Genomic DNA, 24,401 nt, shown 5'->3' with positions numbered 1-24,401 from the left:
CAGGAGATGGCGGTAACGCCTCACAATGGATACCACTTTTTGGCAACATGACTACAGCAGGTGATGGTATTTTGGACCTAAAAGGAATTATTAAAAAGGCAAAAGAAATAGGCGTTGAGCACTACTTTGTAGAGCAAGACATGGTGGCTAGTCCAGAAATAGCACTTAAACGCAGTTTAGATTTTTTAAAACCTAAAATTTAATTAATCATCTTTAAATCAAATTTCGAAAACTATGAAATTCAAATTAGCCTTTATTTTACTTGGACTTACCACTTCCATATTTGGTCAAAACCTCATAATTAATACAGCTAGCGGGAAGGTTGAAGGCACTGCAAATGAAGACAAGACGATTGCGATTTTCAAAGGAATTCCGTTTGCAGCTCCACCTGTTGGAAATTTACGTTGGAAAGCTCCACAACCTGTAAAATCTTGGGAAGGAATAAAAAACTGTACGGCTTTCAGTGCAAGTCCAATGCAAGCACCTCCTGCTCCATTTTTTTGTTGGTCTGAGGAATTCATCATTCCAAAAGAACCCATTTCAGAAGATTGCCTTTACCTCAATGTGTGGTCTGGAGCAAAATCAAACAAAGAAAAACGGCCTGTTTTGGTATACATATATGGTGGTGGGTTCCGAAGTGGTGGTGCGGCTTGTGCCATTTATGATGGTGAAGCTATGGCAAAAAAAGGCGTTGTCTTGGTAAGTATCAACTACCGTGTAGGAGTTTTCGGCTTCTTGGCTCACCCCGAACTCTCGGCAGAATCGGGCAAAAATTCTTCTGGAAATTATGCTTTGATGGACATGATAGCGGCCTTGAAATGGGTTCAGAAAAACATTGAAGCCTTCGGCGGCGATGCCGACAATGTTACCATAGCAGGGCAATCTGCTGGTGCTTTTGGAGTGAATTATTTGGTAGCCACTCCTCACACAAAAGGGCTAATTCACCGAGCTATTGCCGAAAGCGGTGGTAGTTTTGTTCAAAATCCACTTCGCCCAAATGTAAATATGAAAGCGGCGGAAGAATTGGGAATAAAATATGCTAAAACACTAAACTGCAATAATTTAGCAGAATTAAGAGCAAAATCAGCAGAAGAAATTCAAAAATCGCAAGGTGGGCTTTCGTCGCCAATTGTTGATGGTTATATAATGCCCGAAGGCATTTTTGAGATTTTCGCAAAAGGCAAACAAAACGACATACCGACTATTGTGGGCTGGAACGAAGATGATCGAATTGGTAGCCCAGCAGCAAAAGCCGAGGTTTTTAAAGAACAAATGACAAAACGTTTTGGTGGCTCTGTAGCCGACTTCCTCAAAGTCTACCCCGCTGAAACAGATGAGCAAGCCGCAAAATCGCAAATAGCATTGGGTCGTGACGAAACCTTTGGTATTCAAGATTATATATGGGCAAAAATGCAAACCCAAACGGGAAAATCCAAAGCCTTTGTTTATAATTTTAATCGTAAACTTCCTGCCTATACGCCTGAAACCGAATTTGGTGCATTTCATACTGGCGAAGTGCCCTATGCTTATAACAATTTGCATACCGTAAAGCGACCTTGGGAGGTGGTAGACTTTAAAATCGCAGATACGATGTCGTCTTACTGGGTGAATTTTGCAAAAACCGGCAATCCAAACGGCAAAGGCTTACCAGACTGGAAAACTTATGCCACTACTGATGAGCAAGTTATAATTTTTGATAAAACTATTGAATCAAAACCATTACCCAGTAAGCCTCAAATGGCTTTTTGGGAGAAATACTTTACAGGGAAGTAAATATTTAAAAACTCATCGTTCATAACTCATCACTCATATCTCATCGCTCAAAAACAATGACATTAGGAATAATCATCGGAAACAGGGACTTTTTCCCTGATAGTTTAGTAGAAAAAGCAAGAATTGAGATTCTTGACGTTTTTTCAAAATTAAGTCTTAAACCAATACTTCTTGATACAACCGACTCTAAATTGGGCGGAGTAGAGGTTTATAAAGATGCACAAAAATGTGCCGATTTGTTCAAAAAACACCGTGAAGAAATTGCCGGAGTGTTGGTACTTTTACCCAACTTTGGCGATGAAAAAGGAGTGGCTGATACTTTAAAATTGGCGGGCCTAAATGTGCCGGTTTTGGTGCAAGCTTATCCAGACGAACTTAGCAAAATGAATGTTGTCAATCGCCGAGATTCGTGGTGTGGCAAAATATCGGTTTGCAATAATTTATACCAATACGGCTTCAAGTACTCACTTACAAGCCAACATGTTAGCTTGCCATCTGATGCTATATTTCAGAAAGATTTACTAGACTTTGTGGCTGTTTGCAGAGTTACAAAAGGCTTGAAAAATGTAAGAATTGGTGCCATTGGAGCCAGACCAGGGGCATTTAATACAGTGCGTTACTCAGAGAAAATTCTGCAGAGAAATGGCATCACGGTTACTACTTTTGACTTGTCAGAAATTCTCGGAAAAGCCAATAAACTTACGGGTGATGACACCAAAGTAAAACAACACCTAGATGCTATAAACGCTTATGCTCCAAAAGGCAAAACGCCCAACGAAGCCATGATTCAGATTGCAAAATTGGACGTGGTTTTAAAAGAAATCATGGAAGAATACGCCTTGGATGCTACAGCCATTCAGTGCTGGACTTCGCTCCAACAAAACTACGGATGTAATGTGTGTACAAGCATGAGTATTATGAGCGAAAATATGCTCCCAAGTGCGTGCGAAGTGGATGTTACAGGTACGCTGAGTATGTATGCCATGCAATTGGCCTCTGGTTCGCCATCAGCTTTGGTGGATTGGAATAATAACTACGCCGACGATCCCGAAAAATGTGTATTGTTTCATTGTGGCAACTGGGCAAAATCATTTTTACCAGATATTCAGATTTCAAACGCTCCAATTCTTGGCACCTCGGTGGGTGTAGAAAATACTTATGGAGCCTTGGATGGACGCACGCCAGCCATGCCTTTGACTTATGGAAGAATCAGCACAGACGACCCAAAGGGAATCATTAAATGCTATATTGGCGAAGGCGAATTAACCAACGACCCATTAAGCACTTTTGGCAACCGTGCTGTAGCACAAATAAATGATTTACAAGGTCTTATGAAACATATTTGCCGCAACGGTTTCGAACATCACGTGGTTATGAATGCTTCAAAAACCGCTGCAATTTTAGAAGAAGCTTTGGGTAATTATATGGATTGGGAGGTGTATACGCATTCGTAAGGATGGTACACAGATGACACAGATTCCTTTGGAAGCACTGATTTACACAGATTAAAAATGGAAAAAGAAGTAAAACATAAAGCATTAACAGAGCAAATAATAAAAGTATTTTATGATGTGTATAATGAACTAGGATATGGGTTTCTAGAAAAAGTATACCAAAATTCACTTTATTTAGAACTAAAATCAAAAGGATTTAAAGTTGACCCACAAAAACAAATAAAAGTATATTTTAAAGGCTATGAAGTTGGCGAATATTATCCCGATTTGATAGTAAATGATTCAGTAATATTAGAATTAAAAGCGGCCGATTATATTGTTGAAGAATTTGAAAATCAAATATTAAATTATTTACGAGCAACCGATATTGAAGTTGGATTACTCTTGAATTTTGGTGTAAAACCTGAAATTAAAAGAAAGGTATTCGACAATAGCAAAAAGAAATTAAAATCTGTGTAAATCTGTGTTTCGCAGAATCTGTGTCATCTGTGTACCAATAAAAACTATGAATCTAGAAGAAAAATCAAAAGAATACCGAAGAAAGATATTAAAGTACATCTTCAATGCCAAGGCTGGCCACACAGGTGGTAGCTTGTCTATTATTGACATATTAAATGTACTTTATAACGAAATTCTAAACGTTAACCCCGAAAACTTTGGCTCCAATCTGCGTGATAGGTATGTACAAAGCAAAGGGCATTGTGTAGAAGCATTGTATGTTGTTTTGGCCGATAAAGGCTTTTTCCCAGAAGAAGATTTATTGACACTTTGCAAATACAATTCTCCTTATATCGGTCATCCGACCAAGTATATTCCAGGAATCGAGCAAAATACGGGTGGACTTGGACATGGCCTATCCATGTGTTCGGGCATGGCATTGGCTGCAAAAAAAGACAATTCACCAGTAAAAGTCTTTACAGTTCTTGGCGACGGCGAAATGGCAGAAGGCTCCAACTGGGAGGCGATGATGTTTGCAGCACATTATAAATTAGACAATCTATGTGCGATTTTGGATTACAATAAATTGCAGATAACAGCCTCCAATGCCGATGTGATGGGCTTAGAACCCGTTGATAAAAAATTGGAGGCATTTGGTTGGGCAGTGAAACATGTGGATGGCCATAATCTCGACGAACTCACCGAAACACTCAAAAGTTTGCCATTTGAGGAGGGAAAACCTTCGTTTGTGATTGCTCATACCACAAAAGGCAAAGGGGTTTCTTATATGGAAAATCAAATAAAATGGCACCATGGAGTACCAAGTGCCGAACAATATGAACTGGCTTTGGAGGAATTGGCACTTTAAGTCCTTGCGGAGAATTTAAAATCAGAACTACTCTTATGAAAAACTTAGTAAAAATATTTGTGATCATTTTTCTCCTTTGGGCAATTACATTGAGTGCTGGAAGTGTTGTCTCTGCCCAGTCCGGAAAAGTTGCAAGTTTTGTTTTGAATTCAACAGCTTTACAAAACACAGGAGGTGAAGATCCAAATCGGAAGGTTTCTATCTATCTGCCACCTAATTATGATGCTTCATCAGAGCGTTACCCTGTTATTTATTATCTGCATGGTTTTATGGGAAAAGACAATATCTCTCCGCAGATGCAGAAAATTTTGGACGAAAGCATCATCCGTCAAAAAATAAGGCCTTTTATTTTCGTTCAAGCAGATCATTATACGCTTTTCGAGGGCAGCTTCTACTCAAACTCTTCGCTAACAGGCAATTGGGATGAGTTCGAATCTAAAGAGTTAGTAGATTATATTGACAAAAACTATCGAACACTTGCCAATAAAGAAAGTCGTGGCATAGCGGGCCATTCGATGGGTGGATATGGAGCCTTTAAAATCGGCATGTTACATCCAGAAGTTTTCAGTAGTATTTACGCTTTAAGTCCAGGTTTGTTGGCTATGGTAAAAGAATTTGGTCCAAATAGTAATTCTTTTAAAGAAGCACAAAACATAAAATCAGCCGAAGAATTAAAGAAAACATATTACCCAAAAGTACTGGTAGCAGCTGCTCGTGCTTGGTCTCCAAACCCCAACAAACCTCCATTCTATTGTGATTTCCCATTTAGCTATGAGGGCAACAAAATGATAATAAACCAAACGATTTTGGACAAATGGGAAGCTAACATGCCAGTTTATATGGTAGATAAATATGCAGATAATTTAAGAAAATTAACTGCAATAAAACTCGATTGGGGTAGGAATGATTCCCCGCGATTTCCTGTACAAATCGGTATGTTGAGCCAACGTTTAGAAAATCTTGGCATTAACCATTTTTCAGAGGAGTATATTGGAGACCATGGAAACAAAATATGGACAATAGATGGACGTGTTTTGAATGATTTATTACCATTTTTTAATGATTATTTAAAGTTCTAGCTAAACGAGGCTTCAAAATTAGTTTGGGCTCTTAGCGAATGAGAAGTTTGCAATTTTATAAAGAAAATTTTCAACCTGAAAAACTATGAAAAAAATACTTCTATCACTCCTACTCGTCTCGGTTATTTCTATAGCTTTTTTTGCTTTTAAGCCTAAAAAGCAAAAACGGCCAAACATAGTATTTATAATGTCTGACGACCATGCTTATCAGGCCATTTCAGCTTATGACACTAAGCTCACTCTAACCCCAAACATTGATAGAATTGCAAACGAAGGAATGTTATTTTCTAATGCTTGCGTGACAAACTCTATTTGTGCTCCATCAAGAGCCGTAATTTTGACTGGAAAACACAGCCATCTTAACGGAAAAATAGATAATTATTTCCCTTTTGACACCACTAACATTACCTTTCCCCAAATATTACAACAAAATGGCTATCAGACTGCTATGTTTGGCAAGCTACATTTTGGAAATAATCCCAAAGGTTTTGACGAGTTTCAAATATTGCCCGACCAAGGCGATTATTACAACCCTGATATAATCACTAAAAAAGAAGGAAAAAAGAAACTATCAGGCTATGTAACCGACCTTATTACTGACATTACACTCAACTGGCTTAAAAATGAAAGAGACGAAGAAAAACCATTTTTCTTGGCTTATTTACACAAAGCCCCACACCGTGAGTGGCTTCCTGCTGAACGTCATTTCAAAGAATACTTGACGAAAACTTTTCCTGAACCTGCCACACTTTTTGATAATTATGAAGGCCGCGGAAGGGCATCTAAAGAACAAGAAATGAACCTATTAACACACATGAACTGGGCTGGAGATTCTAAAATCACACCTGAAAATATGGATAAATTGGGCATTAAAGAATCGCATGCTTATGACAAAAAAAACTATAATGCTACCGTAGGTAGAATGAACCCAGCACAAAGAAAGTCTTGGGACGATGCGTATGGAAAAATGAATGAGGAGTTTAAAAAGAAATTCCCGACCATGACCGATAAAGAAAAAATGCAATGGCGGTACCAACGCTATATGCAGGATTATCTAGGAAGTATAGCCTCTGTAGATGAAGGCGTTGGGCAGGTTTTGGATTTCTTGAAAAAGAATAATCTTGACGAGAACACCATAGTGGTTTACACATCAGACCAAGGGTTTTATTTGGGTGAACACGGTTGGTTCGACAAGAGATTCATTTTTGATGAGTCATTTAAAACTCCCCTTTTGGTTAAATGGCCGGGCGTGATAAAAGCTGGCTCTAAAAACTCCCAGATGGTTCAAAACTTAGATTTTGCCCAAACATTCCTTGAAGCAGCCGGCATAAAATCGCCCTCAGATATGCAGGGAGAGAGTTTGATTCCAATATTTAAGGGTCAAGGCAAAAACTTTAGAGACGCTGCTTATTATCATTATTATGAATATCCGAGTGTCCACATGGTTAAGCGACACTACGGTATTGTAACTGAAAAATACAAGCTAGTGCATTTTTATTATGACATTGATGAATGGGAATTATACGATAGAACGAACGACAAAAACGAGATGAAAAACGTTTACAATGACTCTAAATATGCAAAAATAAAAGCTGAATTACATAAAAAATTGGCAGCATTAAGAGTAAAATATAAAGACTCGGAGGCTTTGGATAAAATGTACATTGAAAAATATGATGAATTAGTAAAGGCAGGAAAGATTTTCAGATGATATACAATTAGAAATTACGAATTATAAATTAGGAATGAAAAACGACAATGCCTTGCAACAAAAGTCTTATTCTTTTGCAATCAGAACTGTTAGAGCATACCAATTTTTAACATCTGAAAAGAAAGAATATGTTCTTTCAAAACAGTTCCTTAGAAGTGGCACCTCCATTGGAGCTAATGTTGAGGAGGCAATTGGTGGACAAACAGACAAAGATTTTTTTGCAAAATTGAACATTGTTTATAAAGAAGCAAGAGAAACACATTATTGGATAAGGCCCTTGAAAGATACAGACTATTTCGATTCACTTCAGGCTGAATCACAGCTTAAAGATTGTGATGAAATTCTAAAAATAACCGGAACAATAATTAAAACGCTCAAAAATCGTAATTCCTAATTCCAAATTCCTAATTATGTTAGCAATATTCGGTTTCACTACAATCATTATTTTCTTAGTACTGATAATGACCAAAAAGTTATCAGTCATGACGGCATTGGTCATTACACCAATTCTCTTTGGGCTTTTGGCTGGTTTTAATCCAAAAGAATTAGGCGAATTTGCTCTGAGTGGTATCAAACAAGTAGCTCCTACAGGCATTTTATTGATGTTTGCGGTTTTATATTTCGCCACAATGCTCGATGCCGGATTATTCGATCCAGTGATTGCGTTTATTATAAAATCGGTAAAAGGTGACCCATTGAAAGTCATTCTCGGAACGGCCATTTTAACCATGATTGTACACCTCGATGGAGACGGAACAGCCACATTTATGATAGTACTTTCTGCGTTTTTGCCTATTTATAAACAACTAAAAATAAACAGACTGGTGCTTTCGAGCATAGTAGCTTTAAGTGTTGGCCCGATGCATTTAGTGCCATGGTCAGGCACTTCGGCACGAGCTATTTCTACTTTAAAATCAGACGCCGTTCATATTTTCAATCCAAATATCCCTGCCATTATTGGAGGTATAGCTTGGGTGCTTTTTGTGGCTTATATATTTGGCAAAAAAGAACGAAAAAGACTAGGTGTCATTGATTTTCAGTATAGTCATAAAGACAACCTAACACATGAGCAACACCAGCTCAGAAGACCTAAACTATTGATTTTCAATGCTATTTTTACAGCTTTGCTGATTTTTTCGCTCATAAAAGGATGGATTCCTGCCCCTGTACTTTTTGTGGCAGCGAGCATGGTTGTGCTTCTAATCAACTATCCAAAACTACCAGACCAACAGAAGGTTTTGAAAGCCCATGGAACAAATATCTTCATGGTATCGAGCATGATTTTTGCGGCGGGTATTTTTTCAGGAATTCTTACAGGATCAAAAATGATTGAAGAAATGGCCAACAGTTTGGTTACTTTGATTCCGCAAAATCATGCAAATCTTTTACCGACACTTACAGCCATCACCAGCTTACCAGCCAGTATGTTATTTACGCCTGACGCTTATTATTTTGGTGTTGTACCTATTTTAAGTCAGACCGCTACACAATTTGGCATAGATCCGCTAGAAATTGGCCGAGCGGCATTGTTGGGCCAAATGACGGTCGGTTTTCCTATTAGTCCGCTTACAGCATCTACTTTTCTACTCGTCGGATTGGCCGAAGTTGACTTGGGAGAACACCAACGCCACACTTTCAAATGGGCGTTTGGCACCACCATAGTAATGACCATTGTAGCACTTTTAACTGGGTCAATACATTTATGAAAAACAAAATAAGAATTGGTTGCGGAGCTGGTTTCTCTGGAGATAGAATAGAACCTGCGGTTATTCTAGCCGAAAAAGGCGAACTAGATTATTTGGTTTTAGAATGCCTTGCAGAACGAACAATAGCTTTGGCACAAAAAAGAAAAATGGCTGACCCCAGTAAAGGCTATGACCCTTTACTGGAGCGTAGAATCGAAACACTTTTGCCTCATTTGGTAAAAAATAATATTCGTTTAATCACGAATATGGGAGCAGCAAATCCAATTGAAGGGGCAAAGAGAATCAAAGAAATTGCTCAAAAACAAGGCTTGAAAATTAAAGTTGCTGCGGTGGGTGGCGATGAGTTGAGAATTAGAAATGAGGAATTAGAAATTAATGATATTCAAATTTTCGGAGAAGAATATGAGGCGTTGAAATTAATTAAAAATGAATTAAACAATGAAAAACTCCTAATTCCTAATCGCACGGCGAACCGTTCTCAACTCCTAATTTCAATGAACGCTTATCTCGGCGTGGAAGGCATTTTAGAAGCCCTTCAAGCTGATGCTCAAATAATTATCACAGGAAGAGTAGCTGACCCCTCCTTATTTTTGGCACCGATGATTCACGAATTTGGTTGGAAAACAGACGATTACGATTTGCTCGGGAAAGGAACGGTGATCGGTCATTTGATGGAATGCGGCGGACATATCACTGGTGGATATTTTGCCGACCCTATAATGAAACCAGTAGAAAATATGGAAAATATGGGGCATCCTTTTGCAGATGTTTTTGATGATGGATCGGCTATTATTGGCAAAGTAGAAGGTACAGGAGGGGTAATCAATCTTCAAACTGCCAAAGAGCAGTTACTGTATGAAGTAATTAATCCAAGTGAATACTATACGCCTGATGTTGTGACAGACTTCACCAGTGTAAAATTAGAGGAAATTGACAAAAATAAAATAAGAATAACAGGCGGCGGTGGTAAAATTAAACCCGAAACTTACAAAGTAAGTATAGGTTATAAGGCTTTTTGGTTGGGCGAAGGTGAGATTTCTTATGCCGGCCCTGCCGCTTTTGAAAGAGCAAAACTGGCTGGTGAAATTATTGAAAAACGTTTGCAAGCTCAATTTGAAGAAATAAAAATAGATTATATTGGCGTTAATTCTACTTTTGATAACAGGTGGCCGAGCGAAGCCGAAGCCACGATTTCAGAAGTTCGACTCCGGATTGCAGCAAAAACACAAAGCCAAGCGGACGCAGCACTAGTCGGTGAAGAAGTAGAAGCACTTTATACCAACGGCCCAGCTGGAGGTGGTGGTGTACGCAAATATGTAAACGAAGTAATAGGCATTACTTCTGTTTTGGTAGACAGGAGCAAATTTTTACCTCAAATTTCAGTATTTGAATCATGAAACTATATAACATAGCCCATAGCAGAGCAGGCGATAAAGGCAACATTTCAATGCTGTCCTTGATACCTTACAATGAAAATGATTATGAAATACTTTGCCAAAAAGTGACGGTAGAATGTGTAAAAAAACATTTTGAAGGCATAATTCATGGGGAAGTAGTTCGGTACGAAATGCCCAATATTTCGTCCTTACTTTTTGTATGTAACGATGCATTGGGAGGTGGTGTAACTACTTCACTGCGGATGGACACACATGGGAAAGCACTAAGCTATAAACTTTTAGAAATGGAAATTACTTATTGATATATGATGAATAATAAATTAAAAATGGAAAAAGCTAACCTTGAAATATTTTCAGAAACACTTCAATCATTGGCCGAAAATGACAAAAATATCTATGTTGTCACCAGCGACTCTCGTGGATCGGGCAAATTAGTGGCTTTTGGTCAAAGATTTCCTGAGCAAATAGTAGAAATAGGTATAGCTGAGCAAAATTTGGTGGGCGTAGCCGCAGGTTTAGCAAGTATGGGCAAGAAAACCTTTGCAGTATCTCCAGCTTGCTTTCTGACAGCCAGAAGTTTGGAGCAAATCAAAAATGATGTTTGTTATTCCGACAACTCCGTGAAATTAATCGGAATTTCGGCTGGAGTAAGCTACGGAGCATTGGGAAGTACACACCACAGCTTGCACGATTTTGCCGTTTTAAGAGCCATTAACAATATCACGATTATTGCCCCAGCAGATAATTTTGAAACCCAAGAAGCTATAAAAGCAGCTTCCACGTTTGAAAAACCGATATATATCCGTTTTGGAAAGAAAACCATGCCTGATAATTTAATGATGAGTGATGAATTAAAAATGATAAATGAAAAAACAAGCTCAAGTATTCATCATTATAAAATTGGCCAAGGTAGAATTATCCGTAATGGCCAAGCCCTCACATTCATCGCCATAGGCGAAGGTGTTTTACCAGCTTTAGAGGCTGCAGAAAAATTATCCCAAGAAAATGGTATTGAGTGTACAGTGGTCAGCATGCACACCATAAAGCCATTAGATACTGAACTGATCGGACAATTAGCCCAGAATGGTAGTCCGATAATCACGGTAGAGGAACATTCAATAAATGGTGGCTTAGGTGAAGCGGTGGCCTCGTTTTTATTCCAAAATAGTTTTCGAAATAAATTCAAAATCGTAGGTTTACCTGACGACCATACGGTTTCTGGCTCTCAAAACGAGATTTTTGAGCATTATGGAATTTCGAGAAACGGATTAGCAATAACTGCCCTAAATTTAATTGCAAAATGAAAAAACTACTCATCACTTATATCTTATCACTCATCACGCTAGTATCTTTTGCCCAAAAACCAAGAGTTTTTGTATTAACAGATATTGAAAATGAGCCTGATGATGCGATGTCGTATGTAAGGTTTCTTACTTATGTCAATCAATTTGATATTGAAGGAATCGTAGCTACAACTTCTTGTTGGCAACGCTCCAAAACTGCCGAATGGCGTTTGCACGACATCACGGAGGCTTATGGAAAAGTAAGAGATAATCTGGAAATTCATGAAAAAGGCTTTCCTACTGAGGCTTATATTCATTCAATCATAAAAAAAGGCTTGCCTGTATTTGGTATGCAAGGCGTGGGTGAAGATAAAGACTCCGAAGGTTCGGAATGGCTTTTTCAAACGATGCTTAAAAACGACTCTCGACCAATTTATATACAAGCATGGGGTGGTTCAAATGTATTGGCACAAGCACTCTTTAAATTAAAAAAGACGCAGAAAGATTTAAAAATAAAGGAAATTATATCAAAACTAAGAGTTTATACGATTTCAGACCAAGACGATACAGGTCCTTGGATTCGCAAAAATTTCCCCGATTTGTTCTATATCGTAAGCCCAGGTTTTGAAGAAAATGGCGGTGGACAATACCATTATGCCACATGGTCGGGCATTTCGGGCGATATTTATCATGGGCGATTTATTGGTGCTGATACTTCTATTGTAAAAAATCATCAATTAAGCATCCACGTCCAAAATAATCATGGAGCATTGGGCGAAAAATACCCAAAGGTTGCCTTCTTGATGGAAGGTGATACTCCATCTTTTTTAGGATTAATAAATAATGGTCTAAACGACCCCGAAAATCCAAACTATGGCAGTTGGGGCGGACGCTACGAATTGTATATTCCACCATTCAAAAAATATATGTATGAGCCAGAAACTCGCCCAATCTGGACAGACACCCAAGATGAGGTTTATTCGGAAATCACAAAAAGTAATCATACCAGCAATCACGCTACGATTTGGCGTTGGAGGTCTGCTTTTCAAAATGATTTCTTTGCTCGCATGGATTGGTGTGTTGCCAAGTCTTACAAAGAAGCCAATCATCCACCCATTGCTACGCTCAATCATAAAAATGAACTTACTGTAAAATCGGGCGAAAAAGTTACTTTATCGGGTAGTGGAACCGACCCCGACCAAAACACTTTGAGCTACAAATGGATATATTACAATGAAGTAGGCAGCATGAATGCCAGCAGATTTGTTTTACAAAGACCTAATAATAAAGAAATTACCTTTAATGCACCGAAAGTATCAAGTGCCAAGACCATGCACTTTATCTTGGAAATAAGTGATAATGGCATTCCAAATTTGACTCGTTACCAACGTGTAATCATAACGATATTACCTTAATAATATGAAAATACTGATCACTTATCTTTCATCACTTATCACTCTATTTTTTATTTCTTGTTCCTCAAAAACTGATCAAGAAAAACCAAAAGTGGCAGTGGTAATTTCAACATTAAACAACCCTTGGTTTGTGGTTTTGGCAGAATCGGCAGCAGAAAACGCAAGAAAACTGGGTTATGAAGCAAAAATATTTGATTCACAGAATAATCCAGCCACAGAATCCGACAATTTTGAGAACCTCATTTCCTCAGGTTTTGATGCCATTTTATTCAATCCAACAGATGCTGATGGCTCTATTTCTAACATTCTTAAAGCAAAAACAGCTGGCATACCAGTCTTTTGTATGGACAGAGAAGTCAATTCCGATGTTGCCGCTACAAGTCAAATATTGTCAGACAATTACTCAGGATGTGTGGAGGTAGGAATTGAATTTGCAAAGTCGCTAAAAGCCAAAGGTGAATATGTGGAAATACTGGGTTTGGTGGGAGACAATAACACTTGGGCTCGTTCAAAGGGTTTTCATTCGGTAGTAGATAAATTCCCGAACCTGAAAATGGTAGCTCAGCAAAGTGCCGACTTTGACCGAAACAAAGCCATGGAAGTGTTGGAAAGTATGCTACAAGCCCACCCAAATATTAATGCCGTTTTCTGTGGAAACGATGCCATGGCTTTGGGTGTCTATCAGGCTCTTCAGTCGGCTGGCCTCGACAAAAAAGTAAAAGTATTTGGGTTTGATGGTGCCGATGAAGTGGTAGAAAAAATAAAAGAGGGCAAAATTGTAGCAACCGGCATGCAGTTTCCAAAAGTGATGGCCGAAACAGCCGCCAAAAACGCCGATGAGTTTTTCAAAGGAAAGCGAGATTTTGCTCAAAGAGTACCTGTGGAAGTTGAGTTGATTATACAAAAATGAAATCAATGTTGAACGATGAGATATGAATGATGAAATATGAATGATGAAATCAATGTTGAACGATGAGATATGAATGATGAGATATGAATGATGAAATATCAATCATGAAATATGAATGATGAAATATGAATGATGAAATATGAATGACGAAGTAAATTTCTAAAACACAAATACAATGAACTCCATTACAAAAGACCCATTAGGAGAAAAAACAATTGACTTTGCAGTAAGAATTATAAACCTTAGTAAATTTTTAATTTCGGAGAAAAAGGAATTTATAATAAGTAAGCAAATAGTGCGATCTGGAACTAACCCTGGAGCGATGGTACGCGAGGCTAAAAATGCCGAATCGGGTTTGGACTTTGTTCACAAATTGGGAATCGCACAAAAAGAAACTGGTGAAACTCAATATTGGCTTGAAATATTAATGAGGACTGATTATATATCTCGAACGGAATACGAATCCCTTTTTGACGATTCTACCCAAATAATGAAAATGCTAAGGAGTTCTATTTTAACTAAAAAGAATAATATGGGCAAAAGAATAATTCCAATTTTAGTGGGCATTTGTGGAAGTGCTTACTACTATTTATCCTGAAAAATTTATCAATCATAATTTATCATTAAGAAATATGACAAAAACTCTTATAAAAACTGTCTTTTTTTTGGTTATTGGCCTGATAATTTATAATTCTGTGTATTTTGAAAAGCTAAGTTTACGGACTTCAAAATCTACCGAAAATATTGATTTCAAGCCTATTGCGACCAAACTTTACATGGATATTTTGCAAATAAACGCTATCGACTTAGATAGTTTACAAATAGCTTTATCGCAAAATGGGGAAGCTGCTTTTTTAAAATATGGAAATAGGCTCGGAATAGGAAATTCGGCCTATTTTATGGCAAATATTGAAGGAGAAATTATAACTATCGACAAAAGTGAAATTATGGTGAAAAGCAAAAATGGCATACAATATCATCTTGATTTGATGTTTATTTTTGGAAATGCTATAAGAGATGCTTCTAAACTTGTTAAACTCACAGACTATAAAAAGACATCGGAATTTAATGCCTTATCGGAAGCTCTAAACGAAATCATTAGAGAGCAAAAAATCCCTATTGAAACGGCCGAGTTGAAAACTGGAGATAAAATAAGTGCAAAAGTTGCTTTTAAACTTGGTAAAAAAGATACGGATTTGTCGAAATTGACATTCACGCCAATAACAATCAGAAAATAAACAAATCCAAATGTCAAAAACTCAACACCTATCACTCATGGCTCAACACTATAATTATGCTTGAAGCTATTAATATATCAAAATCATTCCCTGGTGTAAAAGCCTTGGATGGAGTAAGTATGCGTTTCCAACCCGGAAAAGTGACAGCTATTTTGGGAGAAAATGGAGCTGGAAAATCGACTCTGCTTAAAATTCTAAGTGGTGTTTATATCGACTTTGATGGTGAAATATTAATCTGTGGCGAAGCTAAAAAATTCTCAAAAATCACCGATTCTCAAGAGGCTGGCATTGCAATTATTCATCAAGAACTTAACTTGATTGCTGATTTAAATATTACAGAAAACCTATTTCTTGGAAATGAAATAACCAATGACTGGGGTGTTTTGGAAAGCAAAAAAATGGAGAAATTGGCGACCGAACAAATGTCAAAAGTTGGTTTAGATTATTCACCCAAAACCAAAATAAAGAATCTAAAAATAGGCGAACAGCAGTTGGTTGAAATCGCGAAATCGCTACTTTTTGATGCCAACATCATTTTCATGGATGAACCAACTTCGGCCCTGAGTGACAAAGAAATTGACAAACTCCATTTGATAATCAATACACTCAGAAATGAAGGTAAAATTATAGTTTATATCTCACACAAAATGGATGAGCTGTTCAAAATAGCAGACAGATACGAAGTTTTACGAGATGGCGTGAGCATCGGCTCTGGTGAGTTAAAGGATATTTCGGAGCAAGAACTCATCAAAATGATGGTGGGAAGGGAAGTTTTGAAGAAAACCAAGGCAGTAAAGAGAATTGACCAAAATGTTTTATTGTCTGTAAGAAACCTTTCCCTCCTTGACTCCGGAAGAAACAAGAATCGGCTTCAAAACATAAATTTGAACCTAAAAAAAGGGGAAATTTTAGGTGTATTTGGACTCATGGGTGCTGGAAGAACCGAATTATTAGAATCCTTATTTGGCCTGAATTCTGATAAAATTTCTGGAGAAATTCAAATTGATGGGACAAGTCTAAATCTTAAATCGCCTAAAAATGCCATAGAAAAAGGTATTGCATTTTTAACAGAAGACAGAAAATCAGAAGGATTGGTACTGGAAATGGATATCGGAAAAAATATTAGCCTTACCACCCTGGCAGAATTTGATTTGCTTAGACCTAAAAATGAGAATGCCGAGGCAGAACTTTATGTAAAATCACTAAATATTAAAACGCCTACCATACACACTTTGTGTCAAAACTTAAGTGGCGGTAACCAACAAAAGGTTGTTCTGGCCAAGTGGCTTAGCACAGAACCAAAAATACTTTTAATGGATGAGCCAACGAGAGGAATTGATATAAATGCCAAGAATGAAATATACAAATTGATAGAAAAACTCGCTTCTGAAGGTCTGAGCATCATAGTGGCGTCCTCAGAAATACCAGAACTTTTGGCCATTTCAGACAGAATCCTGGTTATGGCAGATGGAAAAATCAGCGGTGAATTTAGTGCTGAAGAAGCAACAGAAGAAAAATTATTAAAAGCAGCAATTGGATAATTTTAATTATGAATGATGAACGCTTAATGATGAATGATAAATTATGAATGATGAATTGTGAATTATGAAATTTGAATTATGAATTTTGAATGATAAATTATGAATGTTGAATTATGAAATTTGAATTTTGAATGATATCTCAGCGAAACGTCGCACCAAATTCATAATTCACAGTTAAATACTTCCCAAAAAAAAAACTATGAATAAAGAAATACTCAAAAAATCGCAATCACTTATAGGGCTTTTTATACTTTGCTTATTGCTCAGTTTGCTCTCTGATAAGTTCTTAACAGGCACTAACCTTTGGAATGTCCTCAGGCAAATATCCGTAAATGTCTGTATTTCGGTCGGTATGACACTTGTCATAATCACCTCTGGCATAGACCTTTCTGTGGGTTCTGTTCTCGCTTTTTCCTCTGCGTTGGGAGTTGGATTACTCAAAAACGGCGTTGAGTTTGGTAGTTTCGACACCTTTATGGGCTTTACCGTTTTGGGTAGTATAATGATTACCCTTTTGGTTGGGCTCGCCCTCGGACTATTTAACGGATGGGTTATTACCAAATTCTCTTTGCCTCCATTTGTTGCTACTTTGGCCATGCTCACCATGGCAAGAGGCCTCACCATGTTATATACAAAAGGAATTCCAATTTCCAACCTTGGCTCATCATTCGAATTTATCGGTTCTGGTTGGTTTTTGGGTATTCCTGTACCCGTTTGGATTTCGACATTTGTGGTGTTAATTGTACTTTTTATCACAAAAAAAACTACCTTTGGAAGACATATTTACGCCATAGGAGGCAATGAAAGAGCTGCTTTACTCTCTGGTGTAAACGTAAGTAACGTAAAATGGCTTGTATATGGCATTTCAGGAGTTATGGCATCGATTGGAGGGATTTTGGTCTCATCAAGATTAAACTCTGCTCAACCCAATGCCGGCACGAGCTATGAATTGGATTCTATCGCAGCAGTAGTTATTGGAGGCACTTCACTTTCGGGTGGCTTAGGTACTATTACTGGCACTGTGATAGGTGCAGTGATAATTGGAGTTTTGAACAATGGACTAGTACTACTCAATGTCTCGCCATTTTGGCAACAAGTGGTGAAAGGTTTAGTTATATTATTGGCAGTTATTATTGATCAAAAAAGTAAGAGGAAATAAATTTTTTAAACACTAATTAAATTATTAATCATGAAAAACTCAGTATTAATTTTAGTTTTTACGTTTGGTGTATTTCTATGTTCTTGTTCTAGACAAGTTGCTCCTCCGCAAACGGTGGATGAAATTGAAACTATAACTGATGGTTACTCAACTACTTCAGCACGTAATAAAACCGGAGCTAGCAATTCTGTCGAGCACAAAAAAACCATCTTGCCATTAGAAGATCATTTACGTGGATTAGCTGGGGTGAATGTTACCGGCTCAGGCTCTGGGGCCACAATACGAGTAAGAGGAGTAAACTCGTTTCAAACTGGGTCGCTTGAACCTCTTTTTGTAGTAAATGGATCGCCGATGGCTAGTTATTCTTCTGCTTACTCAGCTGTAGACCCCATAAACATAAAAAGAGTAACCGCACTTACAGACGCTGGCAGCACAGCAATTTATGGTGTCAGAGGCTCTAATGGAGTAATAATTATAACATTAAATAATGCAAAATAATTATTCTGTTCAGACATAATATCAAAAGCTATTCTAATTAATCAAAACGTGTCAGAGTCTCCTTCATTTTTAAAATTCGTATTGGCCATTGACCAAGGAACTTCATCTACCAAAACTATTATTTTTGATAATGAAGGCAATGCTGTAGCCAAAGGCCATGTAGATTTACATACAAATTATTTCGACAATGGATTAGTGGAACAAGATGCAGAAGATATCTATGAAAACGTAATTGATTCTGTTTCAGTCTGTTTGATTGATTTCAAAAATAAAGGACATGATGTCAATGACATAGCTTCCTGCGGAATCTCAAATCAGCGAGAGACTTTCGTACTATGGGACAAATCAGGAGTAGCATTGACACCGGCCGTGGTTTGGGCATGTAAAAGGTCAACTGGCATTTGTAAGAAACTAATAGAAAAAGGCCAAAATGATTTTATAAATACCAGAACAGGGCTCATCATTGACCCCTATTTTTCCGCAACAAAACTTCTTTGGTTATTAGAAAACGATGTTTCTCTGAAAGAAAAAGTTGAAAAAGGAGAGGTGTATTTTGGTACAATTGATTGTTGGTTATTGTTCAAAATGACCAATGGCAAATCATACAAAACCGACTATACCAATGCCCATAGAACGCTTCTCTTCAATATTCACACATTAAGTTGGGACCAAGAAATTCTGAAACTTTGGGGTTTAGAAAAACTCAATTTACCCGAAGTTTGCCCATCGAGTTCGGAATTCGGAGTTTGGAATTGGGAATTAATAGCAAACGAATATTCTAAATTCCGAATTCCAAATTCCCCACTCCCAATTCATGCAATGATTGGCGATTCCCACGCTGCGGCATTTGGTGAAGGATGCTTTGAGGCAGGGACAGCAAAAGTAACCCTAGGCACTGGAAGTTCGATAATGATGAACACAGGTTCGAAGCCAGTTAACTCAAAACATGGGATGCTCAGCACCATCTGCTGGAGTACTGAAAATCGTGTTGATTTTGCCTTGGAAGGAGCCATAGTCTCGTGTGGCTCAACCATCGAGTGGCTCAAAAATAGCCTAAATCTTTTTGAAGATGTAACCGAAACAGAAAAAATGGCCACAGAAATTCCCGACAATGCTGGCGTATATTTAATTCCATCTTTCAGTGGTTTGGGGGCTCCTCATTGGCAAATGAACCGCAAAGCTTCAATAGAAGGAATGACATTTGGCACAACAAAAAATCATATAGTGAGAGCCGCTCTAGAGAGTATTCCTTACCAAATAAAAGATGTGGTGACCGCCATGGAAAACGATATGAACACTCCTTTAAAGTTTATTTCGGTAAACGGCGGATTAACAAAAAACCAGTTCGTTTTGCAGTTTTTAGTTGATTTACTGGGTATTGAATTAAAAAAACAACAAAACCCTGATGTATCAGCTCTGGGTGCGGCTTATTTATCAGGTTTGCAAAGTGGGATTTACGATAACATCGAACAATTGAAGAAACTTAATCAATCTAAAACTCAAAAAATCCTACCCAATCACTCCAATGAAATTGTGAAAATAGGCTACGAGGGTTGGAAAACAAAAATCCAATCTATTCAAATATAGAAAGTCATAGCCTCTATTTTTTGAGATAGTCAATAAACTGTGAAGGAATAAAAAGGATCTATTCTCTAATTCAAATTCTAGGATATTTCTTAGCTTCATCATCCACCACGAGCACCCAATCTTGCCCATATCCTGAGCTTGGAGGAGTGAAAACTTTAGAGCCTTTATTTTCGAACTTTCCTGCATCCTTTATTTCTCCATTTCGAGGACTGTACCAAAAAGCCGTGCTCTGTTCTCCTGAAATTTTCCCCAATTGTAGGGTAAATGGCTTACCCATAATACTATAAACAAAAGCGTAATCATTGCCACGGGTAGCTTGAATTCTTTCGTAAGCCGTCAAATCATTCTCCAAAATCAAATCTTTATCTGGAATTCTTTCCAAAATTGGCCTTGATTCTATGAGTTTTTTCAAAAACTTGACTTGCTTAGCCGCAGGTAAATCCAAAGCAAAATGCCAGTAAGTTTTAGGCCCGTTCACGCCTTCGTTTCTTGGAGAATACATTTGCCAAATATCATGACAACCGTAAGTAAAGCCAAAAGCCCCAGCGAAAACATCCAAATAAATGGCTTTTCGAACATCATAAGCATTGGTTGTACCGTTTTCGTTGGCATTAAAACAAACGGGATGGTCCTCATAAATGGGTTCAGCATCAATAACTGGCTTGATGGGAAATCTGTCATAAGAGCTTTTTATACGATCAAAAACCGCCGCATCTCGACAGTGGCCCGTTTGAAACATATTGAAATCAAACCAAGTCTGGTTGTGAAACCATTCGCTAGAACCTTCCTTGTTGGGTTGTGGATGATAGGTGAGCAATCCTTTATCGTTTCCTCCCAAACCTTCTACCACACCCACTGCCATTGCATTCCAAATTGCCTCATCGGAAGTTCCAGGTCTTGGGTTTCTGTCGCCACCCATTACCCAGATAATGTTTGTTCTATTTTTATATCGGTTGGCAATCCACTTACCATAGATTCTGGCATTACCTTCATTAAAAATTTCGGGTCCAGCTCCCCATCTGTCTTTAAAAACCTTGTCGCCCCAAGTAGGTAAAAGTCCAATATTTAGACCAAGTTCATTGGCCTTATCGACTATGAAGTCTACATGCTTAAAATACGTCTCATTCGGTTTAGTTGGATCATTATCTATTAATGGTTTTTCGCCATAAGCATTCGGTTTATTGACACCGTCCATTTCAGCTAATGCCACTGCTTGAATTATCGTAAAACCCTGAACGGCACGCTTTCCCAAATAGAAAGTAGCTTCTTCTCTATCCAATCGGTGGAACAATTCCCAAGCCGTATCCCCTACCCAAACAAACGGTTTTCCATCTTTTAAAAGATATCGTTTGTTGGCACTAACAGTGAATGATTGAGCCAGAAGAACTTGTGCAAAAACGCATAGAGAAACTAAGGTCAAAAATATTTTTTTCATCTTCAGTTTGATTTATTTCGGTTAAAAAAATATTTGCAGTTTTGATTATTTAACTCGCACATATTTTTCAACGATTATCCGATCAATGCCCAATTTCTCTAGTTTCTCTACGCCTTTCTGAACCAAAGTGTCATTTTGGACTTTTACCACAAATTCAAATTTGTGATTTTCCCATTGCGGGTCAATGAAATATTCAAGATTCTCGGTATAAGTACTGTCCTTCAATGTATAAGTTCCCGCACCAGATGTAAAAGCTACTTTGGTGGAATCTTTGGCACCAGTGATGTCGTGACTCAAAAAAGCGAAGTGGCTGGCATTAATTATTTTTATCATTTTCACCTTCGGATTGAAAGTTGAAAAAGTAGAGTCTTTTTCGGTAGAGGTGGCTGATATCAGTTGCCACGTACCTTCTAAAGATGGCGAAGATTGTTTTTCACAGGCACAAAAAACACATAGGAAAAGAATAATTCCAAAGAAGAATTTCATATTTTTATTTTGGTTGAATTGTTTAAGGAATACGAAAATAGTTATTTTTTTTCAATTTCAATTCTAAACCCATTTAAGGAGCGTCAAAAAAAATCTCTGGTTAAATCAATAGTATTTTTGACAAAATTACAATCCCAAATTTTAAAACAACTGTATCTTATTTAGCTTTCTAAACAGATTCAATAATTTAAAACCACACCAATTCCAAGCCCCATATCGCTGTCATAATGTAAATTTGTTCCTAAATTTTTGTTTATAATATATTTGAGACCAGCCATATATTCTTTGTCTGTATTTACCATCAGACTGGCTCTGAGACGTTTAGCAATCGGAATATCCTCACGCATCAATTGAACCCTCAGGTTTCCATCGTGGTAAACCTCGGTTTGCAAAATAAACAACATGGGCAAAGTGTAGGCTAAACCCAAGCTAAACTGTTGGCGATTGTCTTTCGTATTGGTTTGCCCAAATACATTCTTTTCATACTTGATCATACCCATTTCATCCATGTCAAACTTTCGGTACCGCCAATCAAATCCTATAAATGGCATTACCCATTGCATTTTGCCCAAATATCGACCTAAATGCGTTTCGGTCTCATAGCCGTGTTGATCATGATATCCGAGTCTCCATTCTGTTCCCAGCATCCACCGGGTATTTTGAATCATCCACATGCCATCGTTGCCATTGGTAGCAAAATCGTTTTCGGCCATTAGATGAAACCCTCTATCGTCTGCAAATAATTTTCTTTGGGCCAATTTAGGATTTGGAATTAAAGGATTTGGAGCTTGATTCTCATAGCTAAAAACCCTTCCCATTCCGCTCATCATGTGGTATAAAATATGGCAATGAAAAAACCAGTCCCCCTCAGCATTGGCATTAAATTCAAGCGTATCTGTTTCCATAGGCATTATATCCACGATGTTTTTCAGCGGTGCATGATTTGCCTTTCCATTCAAAAGCCTGAAATCATGACCATGCAAATGCATAGGATGACGCATCATAGAGCCATTGTAAATTATGATTTTTACGTTTTCCCCTTTTTTAACCAATATCTTGTCTGATTCAGAAACAACCTTGTTATCCATGCTCCACACGTACCGATTCATGTTGCCGGTGAGTTCAAACTTTAGTTCTTTGACAGGCACATTATCGGGCAAACTGGTTATTGTTGGAGATTTTAGCATTGCATAGTTGAGGGTAACGATGTCTGCAAGGCTGTTGGCATTGTACCTGTTTGGATCATCCTCTGTCTGTTTTGGTTTAGAATTTCCAGTAATTTCAGGGTACATTACAACGTTCATATCCATTTGGTTGAGGCTCATTTTCATACCCATATCATCCAAATTGCCATTCATTTTCATCATAGAATTCATCATCTTCATTCCCTCAAAATATTTGAGTCGTGGCATGGGCGAAATGAGTTGTTTCACTCCATCTCCAAAATATATAGATGCCGAATTTGTTCGATCTTCGGTGGTAGCCAAAAATTCAAAAGCCGTACTTTCGGCTGGAATGCTAATCACCACATCGTAAGTTTCTGAAACCGCAATGAGGAATCTATCTACTTCTACAGGTTCTACATCGTTGCCATCGTTGGCCACTACCGTCATTTTACCTCCAGCATATTTCAGCCAAAAATAAGAAGATGCTCCTCCATTAGAAATTCTCAAGCGTACTTTATCTCCAGCTTTCAAAGGCTTTCCATCTATGATTTTTATGTCAGTTGATGGTTTTCCATTCATGAAAATTTTGTCGTAATAGACATCACTTACATCCATGGCCAACATTCGTTTGCCCTCATTGAGTAGTTTGGTTTTTAGATGCCCCGCTCTAATAGCCTCCGCGTAACTTTGTGTGGCATTTTTTCTTATTGCGAACCAATCCGTGACATTATGCAACATTCTATGCACGTTTTCAGGTTTATAGTCTGTCCATTCGCTCAGTACTATCGGAACGGTTGGCAAATCATCTATACCTTTTCTAAATGTTGGGTCTTTTGGTTTTTTTAGCATCACAAAGTTTCCATACATACCTATTTGCTCCTGCAAACCGCTGTGGCTGTGGTACCAATGTGTGCCGTGCTGAATAATTGGAAATCTATAAATATGTGTGGTATTGGGTTTTATGGGCATTTGTGTCAAATTCGGCACACCATCTTCTTTGTTGGGCAATAACAAACCATGCCAGTGAAGCGAGGTGGTTTTCTTTAACTCATTATAGACATGGATTTCTGCCGTGTCACCTTCTGTAAAAGTGAGTGTGGGCATAGGTATTTGTCCATTTACAGCAATTGCACGTTTTTCCTTACCATTAAAATTGACAATGGTGTCTCTGACATACAAATCATACCGAACCACTTTTTGACCAGCAACCGCAATTGAAAATAACAACAAAACGATCAGACATTTAGCTTTCATGAT

At 37.8% G+C, this 24,401-nt stretch carries 22 protein-coding genes and 1 pseudogene; 20 read left to right on the top strand and 3 right to left on the bottom strand.

The genetic code is table 11. The features are described from left to right. From EGI26_RS19485 to EGI26_RS19390, 20 genes and pseudogenes are all read left to right on the top strand, one after another. A pseudogene (locus EGI26_RS19485) lies at positions 1–203 on the top strand (sugar phosphate isomerase/epimerase); the annotation flags it as partial. A gap of 31 nt (positions 204–234) precedes the next feature. Next, positions 235–1,773, top strand: a complete 1,539-nt coding sequence (locus tag EGI26_RS19480) for a carboxylesterase/lipase family protein (protein ID WP_255080747.1) — start codon at positions 235–237, stop codon at positions 1,771–1,773. 56 nt (positions 1,774–1,829) lie between these two features. After that, a complete protein-coding gene (locus EGI26_RS19475; protein ID WP_255080746.1) occupies positions 1,830–3,227 on the top strand; it encodes an L-fucose/L-arabinose isomerase family protein in 1,398 nt (465 codons plus the stop codon). A 57-nt stretch (positions 3,228–3,284) separates the two neighbouring features. Then, a complete protein-coding gene (locus EGI26_RS19470) occupies positions 3,285–3,686 on the top strand; it encodes a GxxExxY protein (RefSeq protein WP_255080745.1) in 402 nt (133 codons plus the stop codon). Positions 3,687–3,732: 46 nt separating this feature from the next. Beyond that, positions 3,733–4,533: a transketolase gene (locus EGI26_RS19465; RefSeq protein WP_255080744.1), complete on the top strand. Its 801-nt coding sequence runs from the start codon at positions 3,733–3,735 to the stop codon at positions 4,531–4,533. 35 nt (positions 4,534–4,568) lie between these two features. Further along, positions 4,569–5,612: an alpha/beta hydrolase family protein gene (locus EGI26_RS19460; protein WP_255080743.1), complete on the top strand. Its 1,044-nt coding sequence runs from the start codon at positions 4,569–4,571 to the stop codon at positions 5,610–5,612. An 85-nt stretch (positions 5,613–5,697) separates the two neighbouring features. Further along, entirely contained in the window at positions 5,698–7,323 is a 1,626-nt protein-coding gene (locus tag EGI26_RS19455) for a sulfatase (protein ID WP_255080742.1), read from the top strand. A 34-nt stretch (positions 7,324–7,357) separates the two neighbouring features. Continuing rightward, positions 7,358–7,717 (top strand): four helix bundle protein, encoded by a 360-nt coding sequence (locus EGI26_RS19450; protein WP_255080741.1) that lies wholly within the window; start codon positions 7,358–7,360, stop codon positions 7,715–7,717. A gap of 16 nt (positions 7,718–7,733) precedes the next feature. After that, positions 7,734–9,029 (top strand): CitMHS family transporter, encoded by a 1,296-nt coding sequence (locus EGI26_RS19445; protein WP_255080740.1) that lies wholly within the window; start codon positions 7,734–7,736, stop codon positions 9,027–9,029. Next, positions 9,026–10,426: an acyclic terpene utilization AtuA family protein gene (locus tag EGI26_RS19440; protein ID WP_255080739.1), complete on the top strand. Its 1,401-nt coding sequence runs from the start codon at positions 9,026–9,028 to the stop codon at positions 10,424–10,426. Before EGI26_RS19445 ends, EGI26_RS19440 begins: the two co-directional genes overlap by 4 nt. Beyond that, positions 10,423–10,728 (top strand): hypothetical protein, encoded by a 306-nt coding sequence (locus tag EGI26_RS19435; protein WP_255080738.1) that lies wholly within the window; start codon positions 10,423–10,425, stop codon positions 10,726–10,728. Before EGI26_RS19440 ends, EGI26_RS19435 begins: the two co-directional genes overlap by 4 nt. Positions 10,729–10,752: 24 nt before the next feature. Continuing rightward, the gene (locus EGI26_RS19430) at positions 10,753–11,730 is read left to right on the top strand and encodes a transketolase family protein (protein ID WP_255080737.1); all 978 of its coding nucleotides are present in this window, start codon (positions 10,753–10,755) and stop codon (positions 11,728–11,730) included. Beyond that, a complete protein-coding gene (locus tag EGI26_RS19425; protein ID WP_255080736.1) occupies positions 11,727–13,124 on the top strand; it encodes a DUF1593 domain-containing protein in 1,398 nt (465 codons plus the stop codon). Before EGI26_RS19430 ends, EGI26_RS19425 begins: the two co-directional genes overlap by 4 nt. 4 nt (positions 13,125–13,128) lie before the next feature. Continuing rightward, positions 13,129–14,034, top strand: a complete 906-nt coding sequence (locus EGI26_RS19420; RefSeq protein WP_255080735.1) for a D-ribose ABC transporter substrate-binding protein — start codon at positions 13,129–13,131, stop codon at positions 14,032–14,034. 175 nt (positions 14,035–14,209) lie between these two features. Continuing rightward, positions 14,210–14,632, top strand: a complete 423-nt coding sequence (locus EGI26_RS19415; RefSeq protein ID WP_255080734.1) for a four helix bundle protein — start codon at positions 14,210–14,212, stop codon at positions 14,630–14,632. 34 nt (positions 14,633–14,666) lie between these two features. Beyond that, complete coding sequence (locus EGI26_RS19410; RefSeq protein ID WP_255080733.1) at positions 14,667–15,272, top strand: DUF2291 family protein; 606 nt, start codon at positions 14,667–14,669, stop codon at positions 15,270–15,272. Between the two features lie 56 nt (positions 15,273–15,328). Beyond that, positions 15,329–16,813 (top strand): sugar ABC transporter ATP-binding protein, encoded by a 1,485-nt coding sequence (locus tag EGI26_RS19405; RefSeq protein ID WP_255080732.1) that lies wholly within the window; start codon positions 15,329–15,331, stop codon positions 16,811–16,813. Positions 16,814–17,012: 199 nt separating this feature from the next. After that, positions 17,013–17,972: an ABC transporter permease gene (locus tag EGI26_RS19400; protein ID WP_255080731.1), complete on the top strand. Its 960-nt coding sequence runs from the start codon at positions 17,013–17,015 to the stop codon at positions 17,970–17,972. 30 nt (positions 17,973–18,002) lie between these two features. Further along, positions 18,003–18,470: a TonB-dependent receptor plug domain-containing protein gene (locus EGI26_RS19395; RefSeq protein ID WP_255080730.1), complete on the top strand. Its 468-nt coding sequence runs from the start codon at positions 18,003–18,005 to the stop codon at positions 18,468–18,470. Positions 18,471–18,518: 48 nt separating this feature from the next. Continuing rightward, positions 18,519–20,057 carry a glycerol kinase GlpK gene (locus EGI26_RS19390; protein ID WP_255080729.1) on the top strand — a complete coding sequence of 513 codons (1,539 nt, stop codon included), beginning with the start codon at positions 18,519–18,521 and terminating at the stop codon, positions 20,055–20,057. 70 nt (positions 20,058–20,127) lie between these two features. Here EGI26_RS19390 and EGI26_RS19385 read toward each other — a convergent pair whose 3' ends face one another. The 3 genes from EGI26_RS19385 to EGI26_RS19375 form a co-directional block, all read right to left on the bottom strand. Then, the gene (locus tag EGI26_RS19385) at positions 20,128–21,492 is read right to left on the bottom strand and encodes a glycoside hydrolase family 140 protein (RefSeq protein WP_255080728.1); all 1,365 of its coding nucleotides are present in this window, start codon (positions 21,490–21,492) and stop codon (positions 20,128–20,130) included. A 45-nt stretch (positions 21,493–21,537) separates the two neighbouring features. Then, positions 21,538–21,978, bottom strand: a complete 441-nt coding sequence (locus EGI26_RS19380; RefSeq protein WP_255080727.1) for a hypothetical protein — start codon at positions 21,976–21,978, stop codon at positions 21,538–21,540. Positions 21,979–22,157: 179 nt separating this feature from the next. Further along, positions 22,158–24,398 (bottom strand): multicopper oxidase family protein, encoded by a 2,241-nt coding sequence (locus EGI26_RS19375; protein ID WP_255080726.1) that lies wholly within the window; start codon positions 24,396–24,398, stop codon positions 22,158–22,160. Positions 24,399–24,401: the final 3 nt, after the last annotated feature.

The organism is Lacihabitans sp. CCS-44 (genome assembly GCF_024343735.1).
Classification (GTDB): Bacteria; Bacteroidota; Bacteroidia; order Cytophagales; family Spirosomataceae; genus Leadbetterella.
The sequence above is the reverse complement of the archived record's forward strand: the minus strand, read 5'-3'. Positions and strand labels throughout refer to the sequence as shown.